Source organism: Bradyrhizobium archetypum (assembly GCF_013114835.1).
Lineage (GTDB): Bacteria > Pseudomonadota > Alphaproteobacteria > Rhizobiales > Xanthobacteraceae > Bradyrhizobium > Bradyrhizobium archetypum.
The window spans coordinates 156840-172717 of the sequence record NZ_JAAVLW010000001.1 but is presented as its reverse complement, the minus strand read 5'-3'; the positions used below and the strand labels follow the sequence as shown (position 1 = coordinate 172717).

Genomic DNA, 15878 nt, shown 5'->3' with positions numbered 1-15878 from the left:
AAGCGTCATTTGAGCTTCAAGATCGCAGCATATCTGCTTTGGGTCGGATGCTGCGGCAGCCTCGCTGCCCCGATGCTACTACGTGGTATGTTGAGCTTGGAGGAGGATGTGACATGGTGACCATGCGTGAAGTGTCTGTCGACGACGCCACAACGGTGACCCAAATGGTTGCTGCCCTACTCGCCGAACTTGGGGCTGGCCAAGCGCAGGCCGGATTAGATACCCAGCTGGTTGCCAATCTTCTCGCCATGAAAGAGCGCGTCTATGGGTTTCTCGCCTTCACCGAGGAACGTCCTGTCGGTATCATCATGGTGTCGGAAAGCGCTGCGCTTTTTGCGCGCGGAACCTACGGCATTATCACCGAACTCTACGTGGTGCCGGATCAGCGATCGTCTGGGGTCGCGATGCACCTTATTGAGGCTGCCGTGGGCTTGGGGACGGAAAAAGGCTGGGGCCAACTTGAAGTGGGAGCGCCGAGGCAGCCGATGTGGAGCCGCAGCCCCAACTCAGCATTGTACTTGAAGGCCGGTTTTGCAGAGATCGGCCCACGCCTCAAGTTGCCGTTGCACGGCCTAGCTATAGCTAGCCAACGTGCGCAAGGCAATCCTGCGGGCGATCCGCGGTTAGATCCTCGGCGGCAACGCGCCCGATACCGCCGTGTCTCGGATTCATCTGCTGCAGGTTTGCATGAGCGTCGATTTGCCGGCGCCCGATTGACCCGCGATGAAGTTTGTGACGCCAGCTCGTGAGCGGGGCCTTTTCTTTGATGGGACCGCGGGCACCCAGTACTCGTCGGACCGCATGATCGTCATCACGCGCTGAGTAACTGCCGAGCGGCCCGGATCCGGCGAACCAGCTGTACGCGACAGGTCGTAGTAGTCGATCTTGAAGAAGTAGCGGTCTGAGGCGAGATAGAACCTAAGTCGTGCTCACCGTTGCCTCGAGTAAACCGATCTAACTTGCGCACGAGCTCAAGCAGCTCGGCCTAGCAGGCTGTTGAAGAAGTAGCCAATCGGCGGGCGATCGCCGGCTTCGAGGCATATCTCGTCGGCCGTGAAGAATCTCGTAAGTCCTTGAGCGGGAGTCGATTTTCTGGTCACAACGACATTCGAGATTGCCGGGTTTTGGGCGTTGAGGCCCCAAAAGCTTGCAATCTCAAACCTCGCTCCGTTCCGAAAATCGACTCCCGCTCAATGGCTTGGGAGGTTCTTCACAGTCGACTATTTATCAACGAGGCTCGCAAATTCCGATCCGGCGGCTGCCGCAACAATCGCCGAAACAACGGCCGCTCGCCGCAAACGACCGCTGATCCTTGTCCGGTTTCTGACAGTGTGCAACGGCTATCGTCGGGTTCAAGACACCGCCCGCCATGTACGGTGCGAACGGTCATCAAAGCGAACCCGAAGCTTAACGCGCTTGAGCGCCGTTGGCACAGCCATTGCTATTTAGAGGCGGCAACACAGAGTGAGGGGAGGGCTGAGCGCATTCAAACGCGTGTAACGAGCGATGTTCTCCTCCTCTAAATCCGTATACGCATTTCTGAGAGAGAAACCAGCGCGCGGGAACAGCCGCGCAATCTTTGACAATCGGTTGACGGAGAGCAAAGTGAGACTGATCATCTCTTACGGAAACCATGGTATCGATAAGTCGAGCTCGCCGCAGAACAGGTTAGTGGCACTGGCCGAGATGGGTCACAAGATGCTACTCGTTCGCGGGGGGAAGGCGGATTCCACCTGGTTGATCCCACACGCGAAGCGCAGGACACGAATCCGAGCTTCGCTGATAAATCCCGGCAGTCTCGACGATCTCGAAATCATGACGTGATGCAGATCAACCAGAATATCTGGTGCGTGGAGTCTGCGGTACGGAGAAATGTGTCATCACATTGATCACTTCCTAGAAGAGAATGGCGCCTATAACGCGGTTCTAGACCACGCCCAGATTCCAAGCAGGCCAATCACTATCGCAACGCTTTGAACAAGATCCACAACAATGGCAGGCAATGGCACCATCCCGACCCCGATCACGATGGACGAGCTCGAGGACATGCTCATGGAGCACGGCATTACGGATGAGGTCGACGGGTCCAGCATCCAAGACACCCCCGAACTCGCCGCCTCATTCTTTGCTACCCAAAGATGGAGAGTTAAATGACTACCCCAGTAGACGTATCTGTGCGGCGCCAAACGACAGACGTAGATGCAATGCTGGCCGAACTCCGACTATGCGAACGCCCGCACGACGTGGAAGTGAGCGGCATGCCCTTACACATTTTGCCTGGCGTTTTGTCACCGCGCCTAAGTCACGCTCCCGATGCCTTGATGTCGAAGTGGCGCATCGACCCTGGCGCAACGGTGCTAGATCTTGGATGCGGGTCAGGTGTACTAGGGCTTGCAGCACTCCGTGCCGGGGCAGGACGCCTACTGGCTCTCGATATAAATCCGCAAGCCGTCCTCACAACGGAGATAAACATCGAGCGATTAGGTTACTCGGACAAAGCAGAAGTGCGCTGTAGCGACATCTATTCTGCGCTGCAATCCGGAGAAAAATTTGACGTCATTCTCTTTGCCGCACCCTATTGGAATCGGAAAGCAAAGGACGACCTGGAGCGCTCTTGCTATGATGAAGATCATAAAGTTATGGCCTCAGCTCTCGCGGGAGCGCATCTCTGGTTGAATGCCGCCGGGGTAATGTATGTGGTGTTCTCCGATCAGGGAGATGTTGGACGCGTCTTGAACTTGATTGATCAGAGTAGGCTGCGTGTCAGAGACATGCATATTTTCCGACCATCGATTGCAGGTGGGCACGTCCGCATTGTTTGGGAGCTCACGGCTCGATAAAGTCGACTGTGAAGAACCTCCCAAGCCATTGAGCGGGAGTCGATTTTCGGAACGGAGCGAGGTTTGAGATTGCAAGCTTTTTGGGGTTAAAGGCCCGAAAGCTTGCAATTTCATTTTTGCGATTCCCTCGAATCGCAGGTCGTGATTGCGTGGTCGGATCGGAGGGGACGATGCGACCCAAGGAACGACGGGACAGCGGACAGGCCGATCTTCTGCGCTCGCGGCTGGACGCGATCATCGACATGGATGACGTACTCCCTGATGGTGGTGTAGCTCCGTAGAAGCAAAGCCGCCCGGACGCGCGCCCCCAACTAGCGCCGCAGCGGGGGGCTTCGCGGTGGTCACCGGGAGTTCTCCGGTAGGACCGGCTTGCGACTGCTGGGTACTTGAGAACGTATGTCGCTTTGTCGCGTTGACGTTTACGGCGGGAAACGGCACGCCTTGATCATCCGTATGTAGCGATACCGGATACGGTTGATGACGAAGACCAAAGGCATGTCTAAAGCCTGGACGTATACGCGTCGTACGATGCTGTTGGGCAGTAGCTTCTTGGGTAGCGCGTTGTTCGGGGGCGTTACGGTGCCTACACTCAATCGGCCGCAGCGCAAGATTGCCATGGTGTTGAAGGCGGCCGACTCTCCCTTCGTCGTTGGGTGCACACAAGACGGCATTACCTCGTTGCGTTATCGTAATGATGCGTATGACACGGATTATGTCCTGCCTGGAGCCGTGCTGGGGACGGCTCACGCTAGAGTTCGGCGTGCCGGATCCGAGTGGCATACGCTTCGAACCGGCGTTGATGCAACGAAGCCGATGGATAGCGCGGCCCTTGAACTAGCAGCCCGCGATGCCGGCGTCCTTCTTACGACCCGCCTCGCAGTCGACGAGGCTGGATTGACGTGGGAGATCATGCTGCGGAACGACGGCATGGCGAGCGTGGAGGTCGGCGACCTCTATTTGCCCATGCCGATGAACACCGAATTTCCGGCAGGGCAACCTGTATCGGTGGCTGTTTTGAAGCACAGCTTCGTCTCGGGGCATGGATCGCACATCTTCTGGATTCGCGGAAACAGCACCGGTCCCTTTCTCATGCTCTTACCGGAAGCGGACACGTCACTGGAATATTGGGATGTCCACAAGGATTCGGCCGAAGCCAGTGGGACGTGGTGCGCCTACATCTTGGGCGGGGCGGCCGCCGGCGAGGCAGTGGCGGGCGGGACTCGCTGGCGACAGCCGACCCATTCCCTGTCCCTGTCGCCGGCCGAGCAACGGCGTTACCGTCTCCGCTTCCAGTGGGTTGCCGATTACGAGGCGGCGCGCAGGGCTATCGCGGACGCCGGTCTGGTGGACGTGGAAGTAATGCCGGGCATGACGGTTCCCAATGACCTGCATGTCGACATCGCGCTCGCGTCCTCCATTCCGGTGGAGCGAATCGAAGCGGAATTTACCGGCGACACGGTGGTGCAACGGTTGCCAGATCGGGCTGGCAGGCGACTGTGGCGGGTTCGCTTTTCGCGATTGGGCGAGAACCGGCTGACCCTGCACCAGCCGGGTGCGCGCCAGACCTTTCTTGAATTCTTCGCTACCGAGCCCGTCGAGACGATGATGAAGAAGCGCGCAGCCTTCATCGTGAAGCGGCAGCATCGTGACCCGTCCAAATGGTACGACAGTTTGTTTGGCGAGTGGAATATGGAGACGCAGGTCCTGCTTGGCCCGGACAATTACGACCGGATCAAGGGCTGGCGCATCTACGAGGTGACGTGCGACGATCCCGGGCTGAGCAAGCCCGCTTACCTCGCGACCAAGAATGCCGAGCATCCTGATGTGGCGGAAGTGGCGGCGCTGGATCGGTATATAGATACGTTCGTCTGGGGCGGGCTGCAACGTACCACACAGGAGGCATACGCCTACGGCCTCTACGGCATACCGGATTGGAAGCAGAACAGGGAAAGCAGCGATCCCGGCCCAAAGGGCCGCCTGCATATCTGGCGGCCTTATGACTATCCGCACATCTTCGCGATGTATTTGGCCATGCACCGCATCGCGCGTGACCATCCCGCGATACCCACCCGCCAAAGCGCACGAGATTATTTGGTACGCGCCTACGGTACGGCGCTGGCCATGTTCACGGTGCCGATGCGCGTGGTGATGTGGTCTGCCTACCGCACCGGCTTCTACAACGAATGTGTGATCCCCGAACTGGTTTCGGCGCTCACGACGGCGGGCTTGACGCGCGAGGCGGCGACGTTGGAGGCGCACTGGGCGCGTAAGGTGCGCGCCTTCGTCGATCCGAAGGCGGACCTGTTCAAGTCTGAATATCCGTTCGATTCCACAGCCTTCGAATCAACGCAGGCACTGGCGCGCTCGGCCCTTGACGACCCTGTCGCCATGGGGGTTTCGAAGGCGGCAGCGCGTGCCTTCGCGGAGCGTCAGATCGCTGCAAATCTGTTCTGCCGTGGCTGGCTGGAACCTGCTTATTACTACCTGGGCAGCGATTATCGCGGGACTGCGGGCGACGCCTATACGCTGACTTACATGGCGCAGATGGGTGGCTGGGCGCTGCTTGATCATGCGCTGAACGATGCAGACGACCCGCATCCGCTCCTTCGTCTCGGCTATGCGTCACAACTCAGCGCGTGGGCTTTGCTGAACAGCGGCCCTGCGTCGGCCGGTCATGGCTATTGGTATCCGGGCGAGGAGAATGACGGCGCGGCCGGTGGCGGCTTCGAGCCGGCGCCGAGCGGGACCACATGGCTCGGTCAGCCGCATCACCGTGGAACGTGGTATTACTCGTGCGAGATCGACCTGGGATTTTGTGGGGCGGTCCGCGCTGCTGCGACGATCGTTGCCGACGATCCCATCTTTGGCCAGGTTTGTCACGGTGGCATCATGGAGACATTCGCTCACACCCTGCGTATCTGGCCACGTGATGGCGTGCGGCGACGGCTCAACGTGCGGCTACAGTCTCTCCGACTGGACTTGGTGCTGCTCGACGCCCGATTCCGGGCGGATCGACCGATCATTCTGAATTTGGGGGAGGGGTGGATCAGCCTTACGCCTGAGCCCTTTGCCCCATCTGCATCGGGAGTGACGTTCGAATTGCGGTACGATGACGGGAGGAAGCGCAAGGAAGTCGTCGACATCACGGACAGCCAGATCGTCGTCCGCTTGCCTGCGGCGCGCTTACCGCGGGTTCAGGTTCGCTAGTGGCCGATTATCGGGTGCGATCGGCACTTATGGCCTGCTGTTCCTCGCGGCTTCCGAGGCGATGACGATCATCGCCGCAAATCCCGAGCATCTCGGCGCACGTATCCGCATCGCCGCGGTGCTGCATACCTTGGGTTCGGCGATGACCCACCATCCGCACATCCACATGATCGTGCCGGCTGGCATCGGCGGCAAATTCAATAATCGTTGAAATATGGAAAAAGTGAATGCCGTGGCCGCCCTCTCCCGGGAGAACGCCTCTAGACTATCAATCGGCACTGGAATGGGACCCCCATCGGCGTCTAAAAGGGGCTCTGACTCATATGTGGAGCGGCCCGGGCTGGAAGATCTTTCTCTGGTTGAACAAGGGATGACGGTGCGGTCATATGTTCGGCCTGTAAACGCGGCACTTGGCCGCTGGCCACGATGATATCCGCGGAAGCAATCGCCCAATCAATTCCTCGCGCTCGAAGCGCAGTGAGTCAGGCGGTCTGATTGCTGCCGGGAATGTCGTCATTCAGGGTTCACCCAGATTTAGACCTTGCCTCCTCGGCAGTCCTCTTCTTCTGCCGGAGAGCTCTTCAGATTAGGATTTTAGCATTGCAGTTGGCGCCTGATAGATGCCGCCCCTGACAAGCAACGCCCAGATGGTGCGCGCAATCTTGTTGGCAAGCGCCACCGATACGACCTTGACCGGCCGTCTTTGGAGCATGGTCCGAATCCAGAGCGGGACTTTCAAGCCTCGTTTGGCAAGCTTGATGATCGAGGTCGCACCAACGATCAAGAGCGTCCGTAGTTGCCGATTTCCGCGCTTCGATATCGCGCCGAGCCGATCTTTTCCGCCGCTTGACTGCGCCCTCGGCGTCAGCCCCGCCCAGGCCGCGAAATCTCGCGCAGTCGCAAAAGGCGCGTGAATCCAGGACGGATGTCCGAACGGTAGCTGGGATGAGAGGACCGACGCCTGGGATGCTCATAAGTCGTCTAGCATGAGGATCCTGTCTTACGGCCGCTAAAATCTCCCTGTGCTATTGACGCCGGTGCCATGTAGAACGTGCGTCATTTCCCAGGTGCAGCATACGATTTTTGGTAGTCTCTGGAAATGATCTACATCAACGATTTGCTCTTTTTGGGGGACGCGCAGCGCGCCAGGAATATCCGGGTGTCAGCTCCGGAGCGAATTTCGGATTCAACTCGGCCATTCCCGAACTCGCAGAAGGGGCATTCGCGTCGATTTCGTCTCGGCCATGGCCGGTCTAGCCACAGAAGACATTCAGATAAGCGCACGAAGTCGATCGATATGAGCCACCTCCGGATATCAACTCGCGCGACGGGCAAAGACTAGCGTAGCTCCCAGTGCGCACATGATGGCACCCGACACCTGTCGCATCTTGGTAAGGATTAACGGTCGAAGGCCGGCTCTCGCTCTCGCAGCCAAATGGGTCGCAACCAAATCGACACTGGTGTTGAGTGCAACCGAGATGAGCCCGAGGACGATGAACTGCGCGGCGACGTTCGCGGTGGGGAATGAAGGCGAGAAAGAATGCGGCCGTCTTCGGGTTTAGTGCCTCGACGATGATGCCGTCGCGGAAGGCCCGACGCACCCCAGTCGTCTGCACCTCGGTCGGCTCGACAATGCGCGCTTCGCGCCAGGTCTTGAGCCCGAGCCAGATGAGATACAGGGCACCCGCGATCTTCAAAAAAGTGAATGCCTCGGCGCTTGCCATGACGAGCGCAGATATGCCGACGGCGCCGCCGAACACGTGCACAAGGCCGCCGAGACCTAGGGCCAACACTCGATGCCAACCCTTCCGTTCTGCCGCCGACAAGCGTTCGCGCCACGATATAGAAGATTCCTGGCCCCGGCGTGATCGCCACAAGCAGCGACGCTGCCAAAAACAGGATGAACGTCTGGAAGTCCGGCATCGCCCACCCCTCTAATCGCGTCAACCAGTTCGTCTAGGGCCGGTCTTCGCACACGATGACTACGCTAACCGGAATGAGGGAAGCCACTTCCCGATCCTGCGGCTTTTCGCACGCTGCAAGGCCCTCGGCGACGCCGATGCGGTCAGCCTCGGGCAGGTTCTGGCTCATCTTGCGCTTGCCCTCGAACCTGGTGACCGGAATGCGCACTCCGATGATCCCTCGCAACTGGGAGTCAATGAAGTCGGCGGGGGCATCGCTGACGGCCCAAGGCTTCGCGCGCGCCTTCTCATGGATGTTCGTTAGGCGCGTGACCACCTCGAGCAGACGTTCGGGCTCCTGGAAGAACTCGACCGGCCCGTACGCGTGGACGGCGATATAATTCCATGTCGGCACCACCTTCCCGGTTTGTTGCTTGGTGGCGTACCATGAGGGTGTCACGTAGGCTTCCGGACCCATGAAGATCGCCAGAGCTTCGCCGGTCGGAGCCGAACGCCATTGTGGATTGGCCTTCGCCAAATGCCCGTACAGCACCCCGTGCTCTCCTTCGGTCTCATCGAGGAAGAGCGGCAAGGGTGTCGCAATCGGCCCGTCCGCGGTGGCCGTGACTAGGTTGGCGACGCCGGCGGAGCAAATAGTCGCGCGGATGCTTTCGACCTGGTCATCTCTAAAGGCGGGGGGCACATACATGGCGGTTCTCCGTTCTCATTCATGAGATAGACCGAGCCTGGTTCGGTTAGAACTGCCAGTTATCACTGATTTTTATGGTCCAGTTGGAGGGGCATGGCGACTAGGACAATCGCCGCGAACGAAGCTGATCGACCGCCTGAGCCAGAAGCTGACAGCCGTGTTCGATCTGGCGCGCCTCCAGTGCGGCGTAACCCATGACAAGCCCGACAACGTCCGGCTGATGCCGGCGGTCAGGACTGAAGAGGGGGGTGACCGGATAGATGCCTACGCCCTTGACGCGAGCGGCTTCGATCAACGCTGCTTCGGACGTTCGGGGCAGATCGCGAAACCAGACCACCACATGCAAGCCGGCGGCTGCGCCGTCGATTTGGGTTCGATCGCCAAATCTGCGGCGCAAAGCGTCGAGCAGGACTTGCCGCCGCTCGCCATTGCGCCGTCGGACTCGCTTGACGTGCCTGTCGTATGCACCGGTTTCGAGCATCGTCGCGAGCGCTTCCTGCTCGATCAGCGGCGTGTGCCTGTCCATGATCTGCTTGGCCGCGGCGAACAGGGACTGGAGTTGAGAAGGCACCACCAGATAGCCGATCCTCAGCGTAGGCGAGAGCGTCTTGGAGACTGTCCCAAGATAGATGACGTCCTGGCTTGCTGCGAGCGCGTGCAGCGGGGGGACCGGCTTAGTGTCGTATCGGTACTCACTGTCGTAGTCGTCCTCGATTACATAGGCGTCGAACTTCCTTGCCCAGCCGAGCAACTGGTGCCGACGCGCGATCGGCATGACGCCGCCCAGCGGAAATTGATGCGACGGCGTTACGTACGCGAGCCGCGCTTCGGTCTTTGCAAGCTGCTCCGTGTCCAGCCCGTCGCCGTCGACTGGAATCGGCACGGCGGCAGCCCCGTTCGCCGCGAAGACGTGCCTTGCCATCAGGTAGCCAGGGTCTTCCATCACGAACCGATCGTCGGAGTTGAGCAGCAGTCGCGCACACAAATCGAGCCCTTGCTGCGAACCGTTCACGATGATGATTTGATCGACGTCGCATCGCACGGTCCTCGAACGCCAGAGATAGGCCTGCAGCGCCATTCGCAGGCGCCGAGAGCCGCAAGGATCGTTGTAGGCCAATCTCGCGGGCCGCCGTGTCATTGCAGCGACCACGGCCCTTTTCCACGCGAGCACGGGGAAATCCGAAGGTGAGAGGTCCCCATATCGAAAATTTGCGAGCAGGTTGCGAGATTGCTCCTCCGAGCGCGGCGCGACCTGTCTCAAACGCTCACCGTACCCCGACAGTCGCACCTTCCGTGACAACGGCCGCGACGGAGTGCGCACGCGTTCCCTCTCGATAACGCGCGGTCGTGCGCCATGGCGGATCTCGATGAAGCCTTCAGCCGCGAGTTGCTCATACGCGATCGTCACCGTACCGCGAGATACGCCGAGTTCCGCGGCGAGGGCGCGGGACGACGGCAGCAGCCCATCGGCGCCGTACGCGCGCCCTAGGATCTGATCCCTAAGCGCTTCGTAGATCTGACGCGCTCCCATTCGCGGGGTGCGGTGCCCAGGGGGCGTCTTGATCTGTGCCATCGAAAGTTCGCATAACTAGGCTTGCTTGATAAGCCACTCTCTGACTATTCGCCTTGAATGCCAAGCTGTTCTGAGGAGTTAGCGGCGCAGGCAACTCAGGGGGCGCTATTCCGGGGGGTGCCTCAGAATCCAATCCAGCAGGTCTTCGTTTCGGCGACCACTTCGTGCGTACTAGTCAACGGCGGCCGGTGCGGTCGTAAGCGCCATGCGGCGCAAATGCGGTTCGCCCCATGGTAGCAAACCGCAATGTTTCTGCTAGTGCACTTTCAATGAACTCAGGCGCTGCATAGCCGCGATTTTCACCGAATTATGGATTGCTTCGGGAAAGCCCTTTGGCAGCTCGCTTTCGATTTTGCCGAGCGCAGCTTGAGCGGTAAAGGCGACACGTTCGATTGATTCCTGAACAAGGGTTTTCGGTACGCCCGCCGCTTCGCCTATCTGCAAGAAATGCCGGCCGTCTACTTAGGCAATCCTCTAGTGAATGTTTGTCCCTACCGACATCGCGAGCTTCATCTGCTTGCGCTGAATTTGACCGGCGTCCAGACTCGGCTGTGCCGTGAGCACATCGTAAAGCGTGTCAGATGATAGCGCCGCAGGCGTGATGAAGATGCTGAAATTCTTCGCATAGCCATCGCTCGCGACCATCAACCAAAAGAAGATTTGCGCTCTGAGCAGCGTCGCCTGATCATCCGCTCCTGGCCACGACCAGCCTGGTAATCAGACAGCACGACCGGCTGTGGGCTATCCTTGGCCGCTGCGATACGCCAACACGCACGATTTGGTCCGCGCGCCCCGTCCGTCTTCTCTTCCTAACCTCAGTAGCGCCTGGCCGTCAGCTTGGGATCAGCTTTTCTGACTATCGTTCGGAGCACCCCTGAGCAGCCCGAACGTATTGCGAAGGGACTTACGCTGAAGGAAAGGCGAACGGCCATGTATGATCGAATCAGTGGCTTATCCACACCGCCGACCCAAGCTGTCGAACCGAGTCAGTCGGTGGATAGTGACAGCTTTATGGAAACAGTTGCGGATCTCGCGCTGCGGCGGAGCCCGCTGCCTGGGGACTTGCCCGACATGGGGTGCTGTGCCAGCAAGCCCAATGTCTCGGATCCAAATAACCCCAGTACATCCGGTCCAGTGAGGCCGAATGACCCACTGTTCGACTACAGGTCGGCCGAATTGGCTGACGCGAATGTAAACGGCATATGCGTTGGGCTGACGGCGGAGTGGCTCGGCAATCTCCAGAACAGCCCGAGATCCCGAATGACTGCGCTAACACCTGGATCGGACGGGCACGGCTCAGCGGCTGTGTGGCAGCAGCGGTATCTAGATCTCAGGGGGGACTTGCGAGACGAGGGAGCAGAACCTCCTCAGGCCAACAGCGACGCAAAATACGCCATGTTGCAGGAAGCGGGTTTGCAACCATCCCACAAAGAGAAGGTTTACAGCTTCGACGACCCTGCGAGCATCTCGAGCATGTTGGGCAAAATCACTGCCGACGGATCGAGGTATTTGCTTAGTTTGAAGTTCGTCGAAGGTGGGAGACACACAGTTGCGACCTCGACGTTGGATGGAAGGACCACGCTCTTCGATCCAAACTACGGAGAATTCAGTGTTCCATCAGACCAGGTGGATAGCTTGCTCCAACGCCTCGCGGACCGATATATCGACCCCAACGGGCTGTATTTGAAATCAATTGCCACGCGAAAAATGTCTTGAGCCGGGCCTGCAGGCACCGCCAATTGGCGCCGGCGCGCCCGAATGGGCCGGTCGTGCTGATACCGACCGTGCCCCAGGACGCCCCGTTGCGACCGCCGTGGGTTTTCGAGCATGTCCGGATTGGGGCTCCGAAAGATGCTCCGACCGGGCTCGACCTGCCAAGCGGCTCGTTCATGCGGATTCCGATGATCTCGCCCGGGTATACCCATTTGATCTCGCCCACGTTTGAACGAACCCGCTGGACGGGAGTGGAGGCAAGCCTGCTGAACTGAGGTGTCCTATCTGAGAGGATGTTGGTCTTCGCACCACCCTCTCAAGACAGAAGACCCAGATGGCCACGATGAGCCCCTCTTCGGCAGCGAATGATCGAGGAAATGATGGCCCGCAATCTGTCGCCGTGGACTCAACAATTCTACATCTGCCCGATTGCAAAGTTTACCTGACATTTCGGCTGCGCCCCGGACCGGTAGTTTCGGGCAAGTCCGGGGCCTACCGAACCGCATCTCATCAGCCAAAAACGTTTGTGGTCCCACATCAATCAGGTTGCCTGCGCGCCGCGCTTTTCTCTTGTCGATGGCTTCATTTGAAGACTATCAAAGTCGTGAAGGTGCTTGCCGGGTTTGTGCAGGCTTGGCAGGAGCAGGCAAACATGGATGTGCCATTTCCAACAGAGCACGGGATTTTTGATGGGATCGAGGCGCTCTACAAGAGGTCAACGACATCTTCTTTCACAAAGAATCCTAGTCTGCCGCGTCCGTCCGGACCGAGCTCTACTCACTGCGCTTCCGTCTCCGCCATCCGGTAACGATCACTCGCGCAGGTCTGCGGAAAGAGCCGAAGGCTGCTATGCTCAGGCATGCGCTACAGTGAAACCACGCTTCAGATGGTCCAGCGGCATGTGCGGGACGGGGAGACGATCCACGCTCGGCAGCGCAGGCTGATTGAGCGCATGACCGACGCCGGACAACCTACCAAGGAGGCCAAGAGGCTCCTGACCAGCTTTATCTGGATTCAAGGTGAGCACGTCGCACACCTGCGCCGACTGGAAGCGTCTCGTGACGCAGTCTGAACGGCCAGCCTCCGGCTGACTTCGTTTCCGTTGCTTTGGGGCCTGCGGCCCCCACGCCGTCAAGGCCAAGCCCTCCGCGCTGCTGCAGGTGGAAAACGGCGGCCGTGTCGTCGCTGCGCTCCAGCCCGCACCAAACCGCCGCTTTCCGGTCTTGACGGCAATCCCCCTCATTGTCGCGGGCCTAGTCGGTTGCATGCGCAACCACAAAACTAGGAGAACACCAATGAAAGCAGATGTTTTCCATCAGCGGCATCTGCTCGCCCATCGCGATGGATCGATGGATGCCGACTACATCGCCAGAACCGGCGACGCCAGCTACCGCGAAGGCCAGCGACTGGTCATCCGCGAGAGCGCGATACGCGACGGCGTCACACTCTTGAGCGACTGGCGGCGGGTCTTGCGGCAGATGCAGCGCGGTTGACGAAGCCCTGACCTGCCAGCTTATACTTTCAATGAACGCAGGCGCTGCATCGCGGCCGCTTTCACCGAAGTATGAATTGCCTCTGGAAACCCCCTTGGCAGCTCGCTTTCGATTTTGGCGAGCGCAGCTTCAGCGGCAGCGGCTACCCCTTGGATTGACTCCTGCACGAGCTTTTTCGGTACGCCCGCCGCTTCGCCGGTCTGTACGAAATGCCGACCCTGCACCTCGGCGATCCTGTAGTGGTTGTTCGTCCCGACCGACATTGCGAACTTCATCTGCTTGCGCTGGATTTGGCCTGTGTCGAGGCTGGGCTGTGCCGTGAGCACGTCATAGAGCGGTGTCAGATGATAGCGGCCGCCCGGTGTTATGAAGATGCTGAAGTTCTTCGCGTGGCCGTCGGTTGCGCCGATCAGCCAAAAGAAAATCTGTGCCTTCAACAGGGTCGCCTGATCTTCAGAGGGGTTATCGCTGCCTTTGAGCAGGCCAAGAAGCTTCACCATGCCGGGGCCGCCATCGCTCTGGTACTTGCGCGTCGGCGGTACCGACAGGGCCTGACAGCAATCCTCTTGCGGAAGGCGGAGCAGACGGCCATCCCGGGTCCACCGCCGGTCGAACCGCTCGATCACGAGCGCCGTTGTCTTGCCGAAAGTGGCAATCTCGGCTTGGTTCACCGGCAGGCCGAAGGCGGCGGCAAGTTTCAGGCAGTAGTATTCATTCTCGACGCTGTTCGAGAGGTCGATGCCGTTGGGCAGCTCCCCGATCTGCGTCTTGAAAATATGGGTGGTCGGCGTTGTGCCGTGCGGCTTCAGCCATTTGCCCCCGTTCCGCAGCAGGGCCGTCTTCTCCTGCGCGCCTGCCACCGAAATCCGGAAATCATCTTCGCGCGTGAGCCCGAGCGGAGCCTGGGCAAGCCCCTTGAGAAGCTTTTCGATCGCTTCGTCATCGACCGCGTCGCCGGCGATAGTGTGACCATCGCCATGGCGATCATCATCGTCGGCGACGAACTGCAGGGCGCCCACGCAGTCCCTGCCGATCGCAGCGAGCAGGCTGTAGGCGTCGGTCCCGGCGGCGCCGACCCTTTGCGCCACACGGCGGCGCAGGGCTTCCGAGTCGGGGAGGAGGTTGTCGAAGACAGCCGTAACGGCTTCGCCTCGGAAGGCATCCTCGCGCAGCGGCAGCGACAGCGAGACGGGAAGGGCATGTTCCCACCCGAGCCAATCGTCCTCGTACCGGAATTCAATAGCACCGGTTGCCGCCTTGGTGAGGTGGCCAACAAGTCGGTTGTTGAGGAGCACACGCAGCGGTGCATGGCGAGGACGGCGGGCCATCAGAAGATTTCCTCGATCTCCGCCGGGCCGGCCTTGCGACGGGCCACAATCCGAAATTCAAGATCGAGAGCGGCCAGGACGGCGAGGATAGTCTCCAGCCTTGCCGCCGGGTTGCCGGTCTCGATCAGGGAAATGGTCTCCTGCCGCACTCCCGCCTGGTCGGCGAGCTGCGTCTGGCTGAGGTCGCGCTTTTTGCGGGCGCGGCGTACCAGATTGCCTATCTGCTGCGGTGTTCTTGCGAGGTCGGTCACGGCTCACTCTCCTGGCCCTATTATGCGCTAATTCCGATAAAATAGCAATATCGGATTCGGCACATAAACAAGATTATGCGCTAAATCACATAAAATCAGTTTATCGGAAATGGCGCATAGACGGCCGGCGGGCCGCCGTCGGGCTGGCCGACGGCGCTTCGGCGGGGCGGGCGTGGGACGGCCAGGCAGATAGTTTAATGGGTAATCATATGGAAAGAAAATTGTCCCACCCGGCAGGCAACGATCTGAATTTACACAGGTCGTAAATCCCCTACAAAGCGCCAGCAAGCAATTTCAGTAGCTTAAGTTGCACCATAGCGGTCTTAGCGGCGCTCAATAGCGGCACTCACCTATCAGGGCGCGCGATGATCGACAAGGATGCTTAAGCCCACCTCGGTCCAGCAACAACTAAGGTTTGGCACTTGGCTCACGTCGAGCGTTGCAGTGCCACCAATCTTCAAAGTTCTGAATGAAGTGACGCTAAGCGTGGTGTCACGTGGATCACGCTCTCGCGAGGCGAGAGAGGATCCAACCTTGTCGGAACAGAACCCTCATTGCGCAAGTCGGAGCGGAGCGGACTAGCAGGCAAGCGTTTTCAATCGCATGCCAAGCTCTTGTACAAATCTTTCCAACTGCATACGAGGCTCGATTCCCTTCGCCCGCTCCAACAACCAAGCCCTTTCAAAAGGGAGCATTTTCGCAACTTATGAAAGCGACATAGCCGCTTCGCGGACGCGCCCGTGCAACGTCCATGCAAATCTGCACCAGGATCAGTGGCGATTGGCGCGTTTCGCGTGTGGGGGAGGGGAACGATGGATCGAATCTTCTTCCCTCCGCCAGGGTCCTGAAAAGCCAAATGAATT

The 15878-nt window shown here is 59.4% G+C and carries 13 protein-coding genes and 5 pseudogenes; 9 read left to right on the top strand and 9 right to left on the bottom strand.

Features of this window, described 5'->3' with window-relative positions:
- Nucleotides 1-113: 113 nt before the first annotated feature.
- A complete protein-coding gene (locus tag HCN50_RS00770; RefSeq protein WP_171707728.1) occupies nt 114-749 on the top strand; it encodes a GNAT family N-acetyltransferase in 636 nt (211 codons plus the stop codon).
- Here the strand turns inward: HCN50_RS00770 and HCN50_RS33305 are convergent.
- Entirely contained in the window at nt 669-869 is a 201-nt protein-coding gene (locus HCN50_RS33305; RefSeq protein WP_235976735.1) for a hypothetical protein, read from the bottom strand. The genes HCN50_RS00770 and HCN50_RS33305 overlap by 81 nt on opposite strands.
- 637 nt (nt 870-1506) lie before the next feature.
- On the opposite strand from HCN50_RS33305, the gene HCN50_RS34980 reads away from it, so the two are divergent.
- The 5 genes and pseudogenes from HCN50_RS34980 to HCN50_RS00745 all read left to right on the top strand — a co-directional run.
- Nucleotides 1507-1824: a P-loop NTPase family protein gene (locus tag HCN50_RS34980; protein WP_235976686.1), complete on the top strand. Its 318-nt coding sequence runs from the start codon at nt 1507-1509 to the stop codon at nt 1822-1824.
- A gap of 113 nt (nt 1825-1937) precedes the next feature.
- A pseudogene (locus HCN50_RS34975) lies at nt 1938-2154 on the top strand (hypothetical protein); the annotation flags it as partial.
- Complete coding sequence (locus HCN50_RS00755) at nt 2151-2840, top strand: 50S ribosomal protein L11 methyltransferase (protein ID WP_171707727.1); 690 nt, start codon at nt 2151-2153, stop codon at nt 2838-2840. The pseudogene HCN50_RS34975 and the gene HCN50_RS00755, both read left to right, overlap by 4 nt.
- A gap of 477 nt (nt 2841-3317) precedes the next feature.
- The gene (locus HCN50_RS00750) at nt 3318-6047 is read left to right on the top strand and encodes a DUF5695 domain-containing protein (RefSeq protein WP_235976684.1); all 2730 of its coding nucleotides are present in this window, start codon (nt 3318-3320) and stop codon (nt 6045-6047) included.
- A 28-nt stretch (nt 6048-6075) separates the two neighbouring features.
- Nucleotides 6076-6231 (top strand): annotated as a pseudogene (locus HCN50_RS00745) (transposase); the annotation flags it as partial.
- Nucleotides 6232-6633: 402 nt separating this feature from the next.
- On the opposite strand, the pseudogene HCN50_RS34970 reads toward HCN50_RS00745, so the two are convergent.
- From HCN50_RS34970 to HCN50_RS34635, 6 genes and pseudogenes are all read right to left on the bottom strand, one after another.
- Nucleotides 6634-7066: pseudogene (locus HCN50_RS34970) on the bottom strand (transposase); the annotation flags it as partial.
- A gap of 296 nt (nt 7067-7362) precedes the next feature.
- Nucleotides 7363-7970: pseudogene (locus HCN50_RS00735) on the bottom strand (LysE family translocator).
- 33 nt (nt 7971-8003) lie between these two features.
- Nucleotides 8004-8657 (bottom strand): FMN-binding negative transcriptional regulator, encoded by a 654-nt coding sequence (locus HCN50_RS00730; protein ID WP_171707726.1) that lies wholly within the window; start codon nt 8655-8657, stop codon nt 8004-8006.
- 100 nt (nt 8658-8757) lie between these two features.
- On the bottom strand, nt 8758-10230 hold the full coding sequence (gene pdxR / locus HCN50_RS00725) for a MocR-like pyridoxine biosynthesis transcription factor PdxR (RefSeq protein ID WP_171707725.1): 1473 nt from the start codon (nt 10228-10230) through the stop codon (nt 8758-8760).
- A gap of 255 nt (nt 10231-10485) precedes the next feature.
- Nucleotides 10486-10674 carry a hypothetical protein gene (locus tag HCN50_RS00720; RefSeq protein ID WP_171707724.1) on the bottom strand — a complete coding sequence of 63 codons (189 nt, stop codon included), beginning with the start codon at nt 10672-10674 and terminating at the stop codon, nt 10486-10488.
- A 30-nt stretch (nt 10675-10704) separates the two neighbouring features.
- Nucleotides 10705-10911: pseudogene (locus tag HCN50_RS34635) on the bottom strand (HipA domain-containing protein); the annotation flags it as partial.
- A 249-nt stretch (nt 10912-11160) separates the two neighbouring features.
- Between HCN50_RS34635 and HCN50_RS00710 the strand changes: the two are divergent.
- The 3 genes from HCN50_RS00710 (at nt 11161) to HCN50_RS00700 (ending at nt 13436) form a co-directional block, all read left to right on the top strand.
- Nucleotides 11161-11946: a YopT-type cysteine protease domain-containing protein gene (locus tag HCN50_RS00710; protein WP_171707723.1), complete on the top strand. Its 786-nt coding sequence runs from the start codon at nt 11161-11163 to the stop codon at nt 11944-11946.
- 331 nt (nt 11947-12277) lie between these two features.
- Complete coding sequence (locus HCN50_RS00705; RefSeq protein WP_171707722.1) at nt 12278-12751, top strand: hypothetical protein; 474 nt, start codon at nt 12278-12280, stop codon at nt 12749-12751.
- A gap of 487 nt (nt 12752-13238) precedes the next feature.
- Complete coding sequence (locus tag HCN50_RS00700; protein WP_171707721.1) at nt 13239-13436, top strand: hypothetical protein; 198 nt, start codon at nt 13239-13241, stop codon at nt 13434-13436.
- Between the two features lie 20 nt (nt 13437-13456).
- On the opposite strand, the gene HCN50_RS00695 is transcribed toward HCN50_RS00700, so the two are convergent.
- Together HCN50_RS00695 and HCN50_RS00690 are read right to left on the bottom strand one after the other, a co-directional pair.
- Complete coding sequence (locus HCN50_RS00695) at nt 13457-14764, bottom strand: type II toxin-antitoxin system HipA family toxin (RefSeq protein ID WP_171707720.1); 1308 nt, start codon at nt 14762-14764, stop codon at nt 13457-13459.
- On the bottom strand, nt 14764-15015 hold the full coding sequence (locus tag HCN50_RS00690) for a helix-turn-helix transcriptional regulator (protein WP_171707719.1): 252 nt from the start codon (nt 15013-15015) through the stop codon (nt 14764-14766). Before HCN50_RS00690 ends, HCN50_RS00695 begins: the two co-directional genes overlap by 1 nt.
- Nucleotides 15016-15878 lie beyond the last annotated feature (863 nt).

Excerpts from the sequence above, each read along its gene's own strand:
- HCN50_RS00705 (WP_171707722.1), top strand. The coding sequence starts at position 12,278 with ATGGCCACGATGAGCCCCTCTTCGGCAGCGAATGATCGAGGAAATGAT.
- HCN50_RS34980 (WP_235976686.1), top strand. The coding sequence starts at position 1,507 with ATGTTCTCCTCCTCTAAATCCGTATACGCATTTCTGAGAGAGAAACCA.
- HCN50_RS00755 (WP_171707727.1), top strand. The coding sequence starts at position 2,151 with ATGACTACCCCAGTAGACGTATCTGTGCGGCGCCAAACGACAGACGTA.
- HCN50_RS00695 (WP_171707720.1), bottom strand. The coding sequence starts at position 14,764 with ATGGCCCGCCGTCCTCGCCATGCACCGCTGCGTGTGCTCCTCAACAAC.
- HCN50_RS00710 (WP_171707723.1), top strand. The coding sequence starts at position 11,161 with ATGTATGATCGAATCAGTGGCTTATCCACACCGCCGACCCAAGCTGTC.
- pdxR (WP_171707725.1), bottom strand. The coding sequence starts at position 10,230 with ATGGCACAGATCAAGACGCCCCCTGGGCACCGCACCCCGCGAATGGGA.
- HCN50_RS00700 (WP_171707721.1), top strand. The coding sequence starts at position 13,239 with ATGAAAGCAGATGTTTTCCATCAGCGGCATCTGCTCGCCCATCGCGAT.
- HCN50_RS00730 (WP_171707726.1), bottom strand. The coding sequence starts at position 8,657 with ATGTATGTGCCCCCCGCCTTTAGAGATGACCAGGTCGAAAGCATCCGC.
- HCN50_RS00750 (WP_235976684.1), top strand. The coding sequence starts at position 3,318 with ATGACGAAGACCAAAGGCATGTCTAAAGCCTGGACGTATACGCGTCGT.
- HCN50_RS00770 (WP_171707728.1), top strand. The coding sequence starts at position 114 with ATGGTGACCATGCGTGAAGTGTCTGTCGACGACGCCACAACGGTGACC.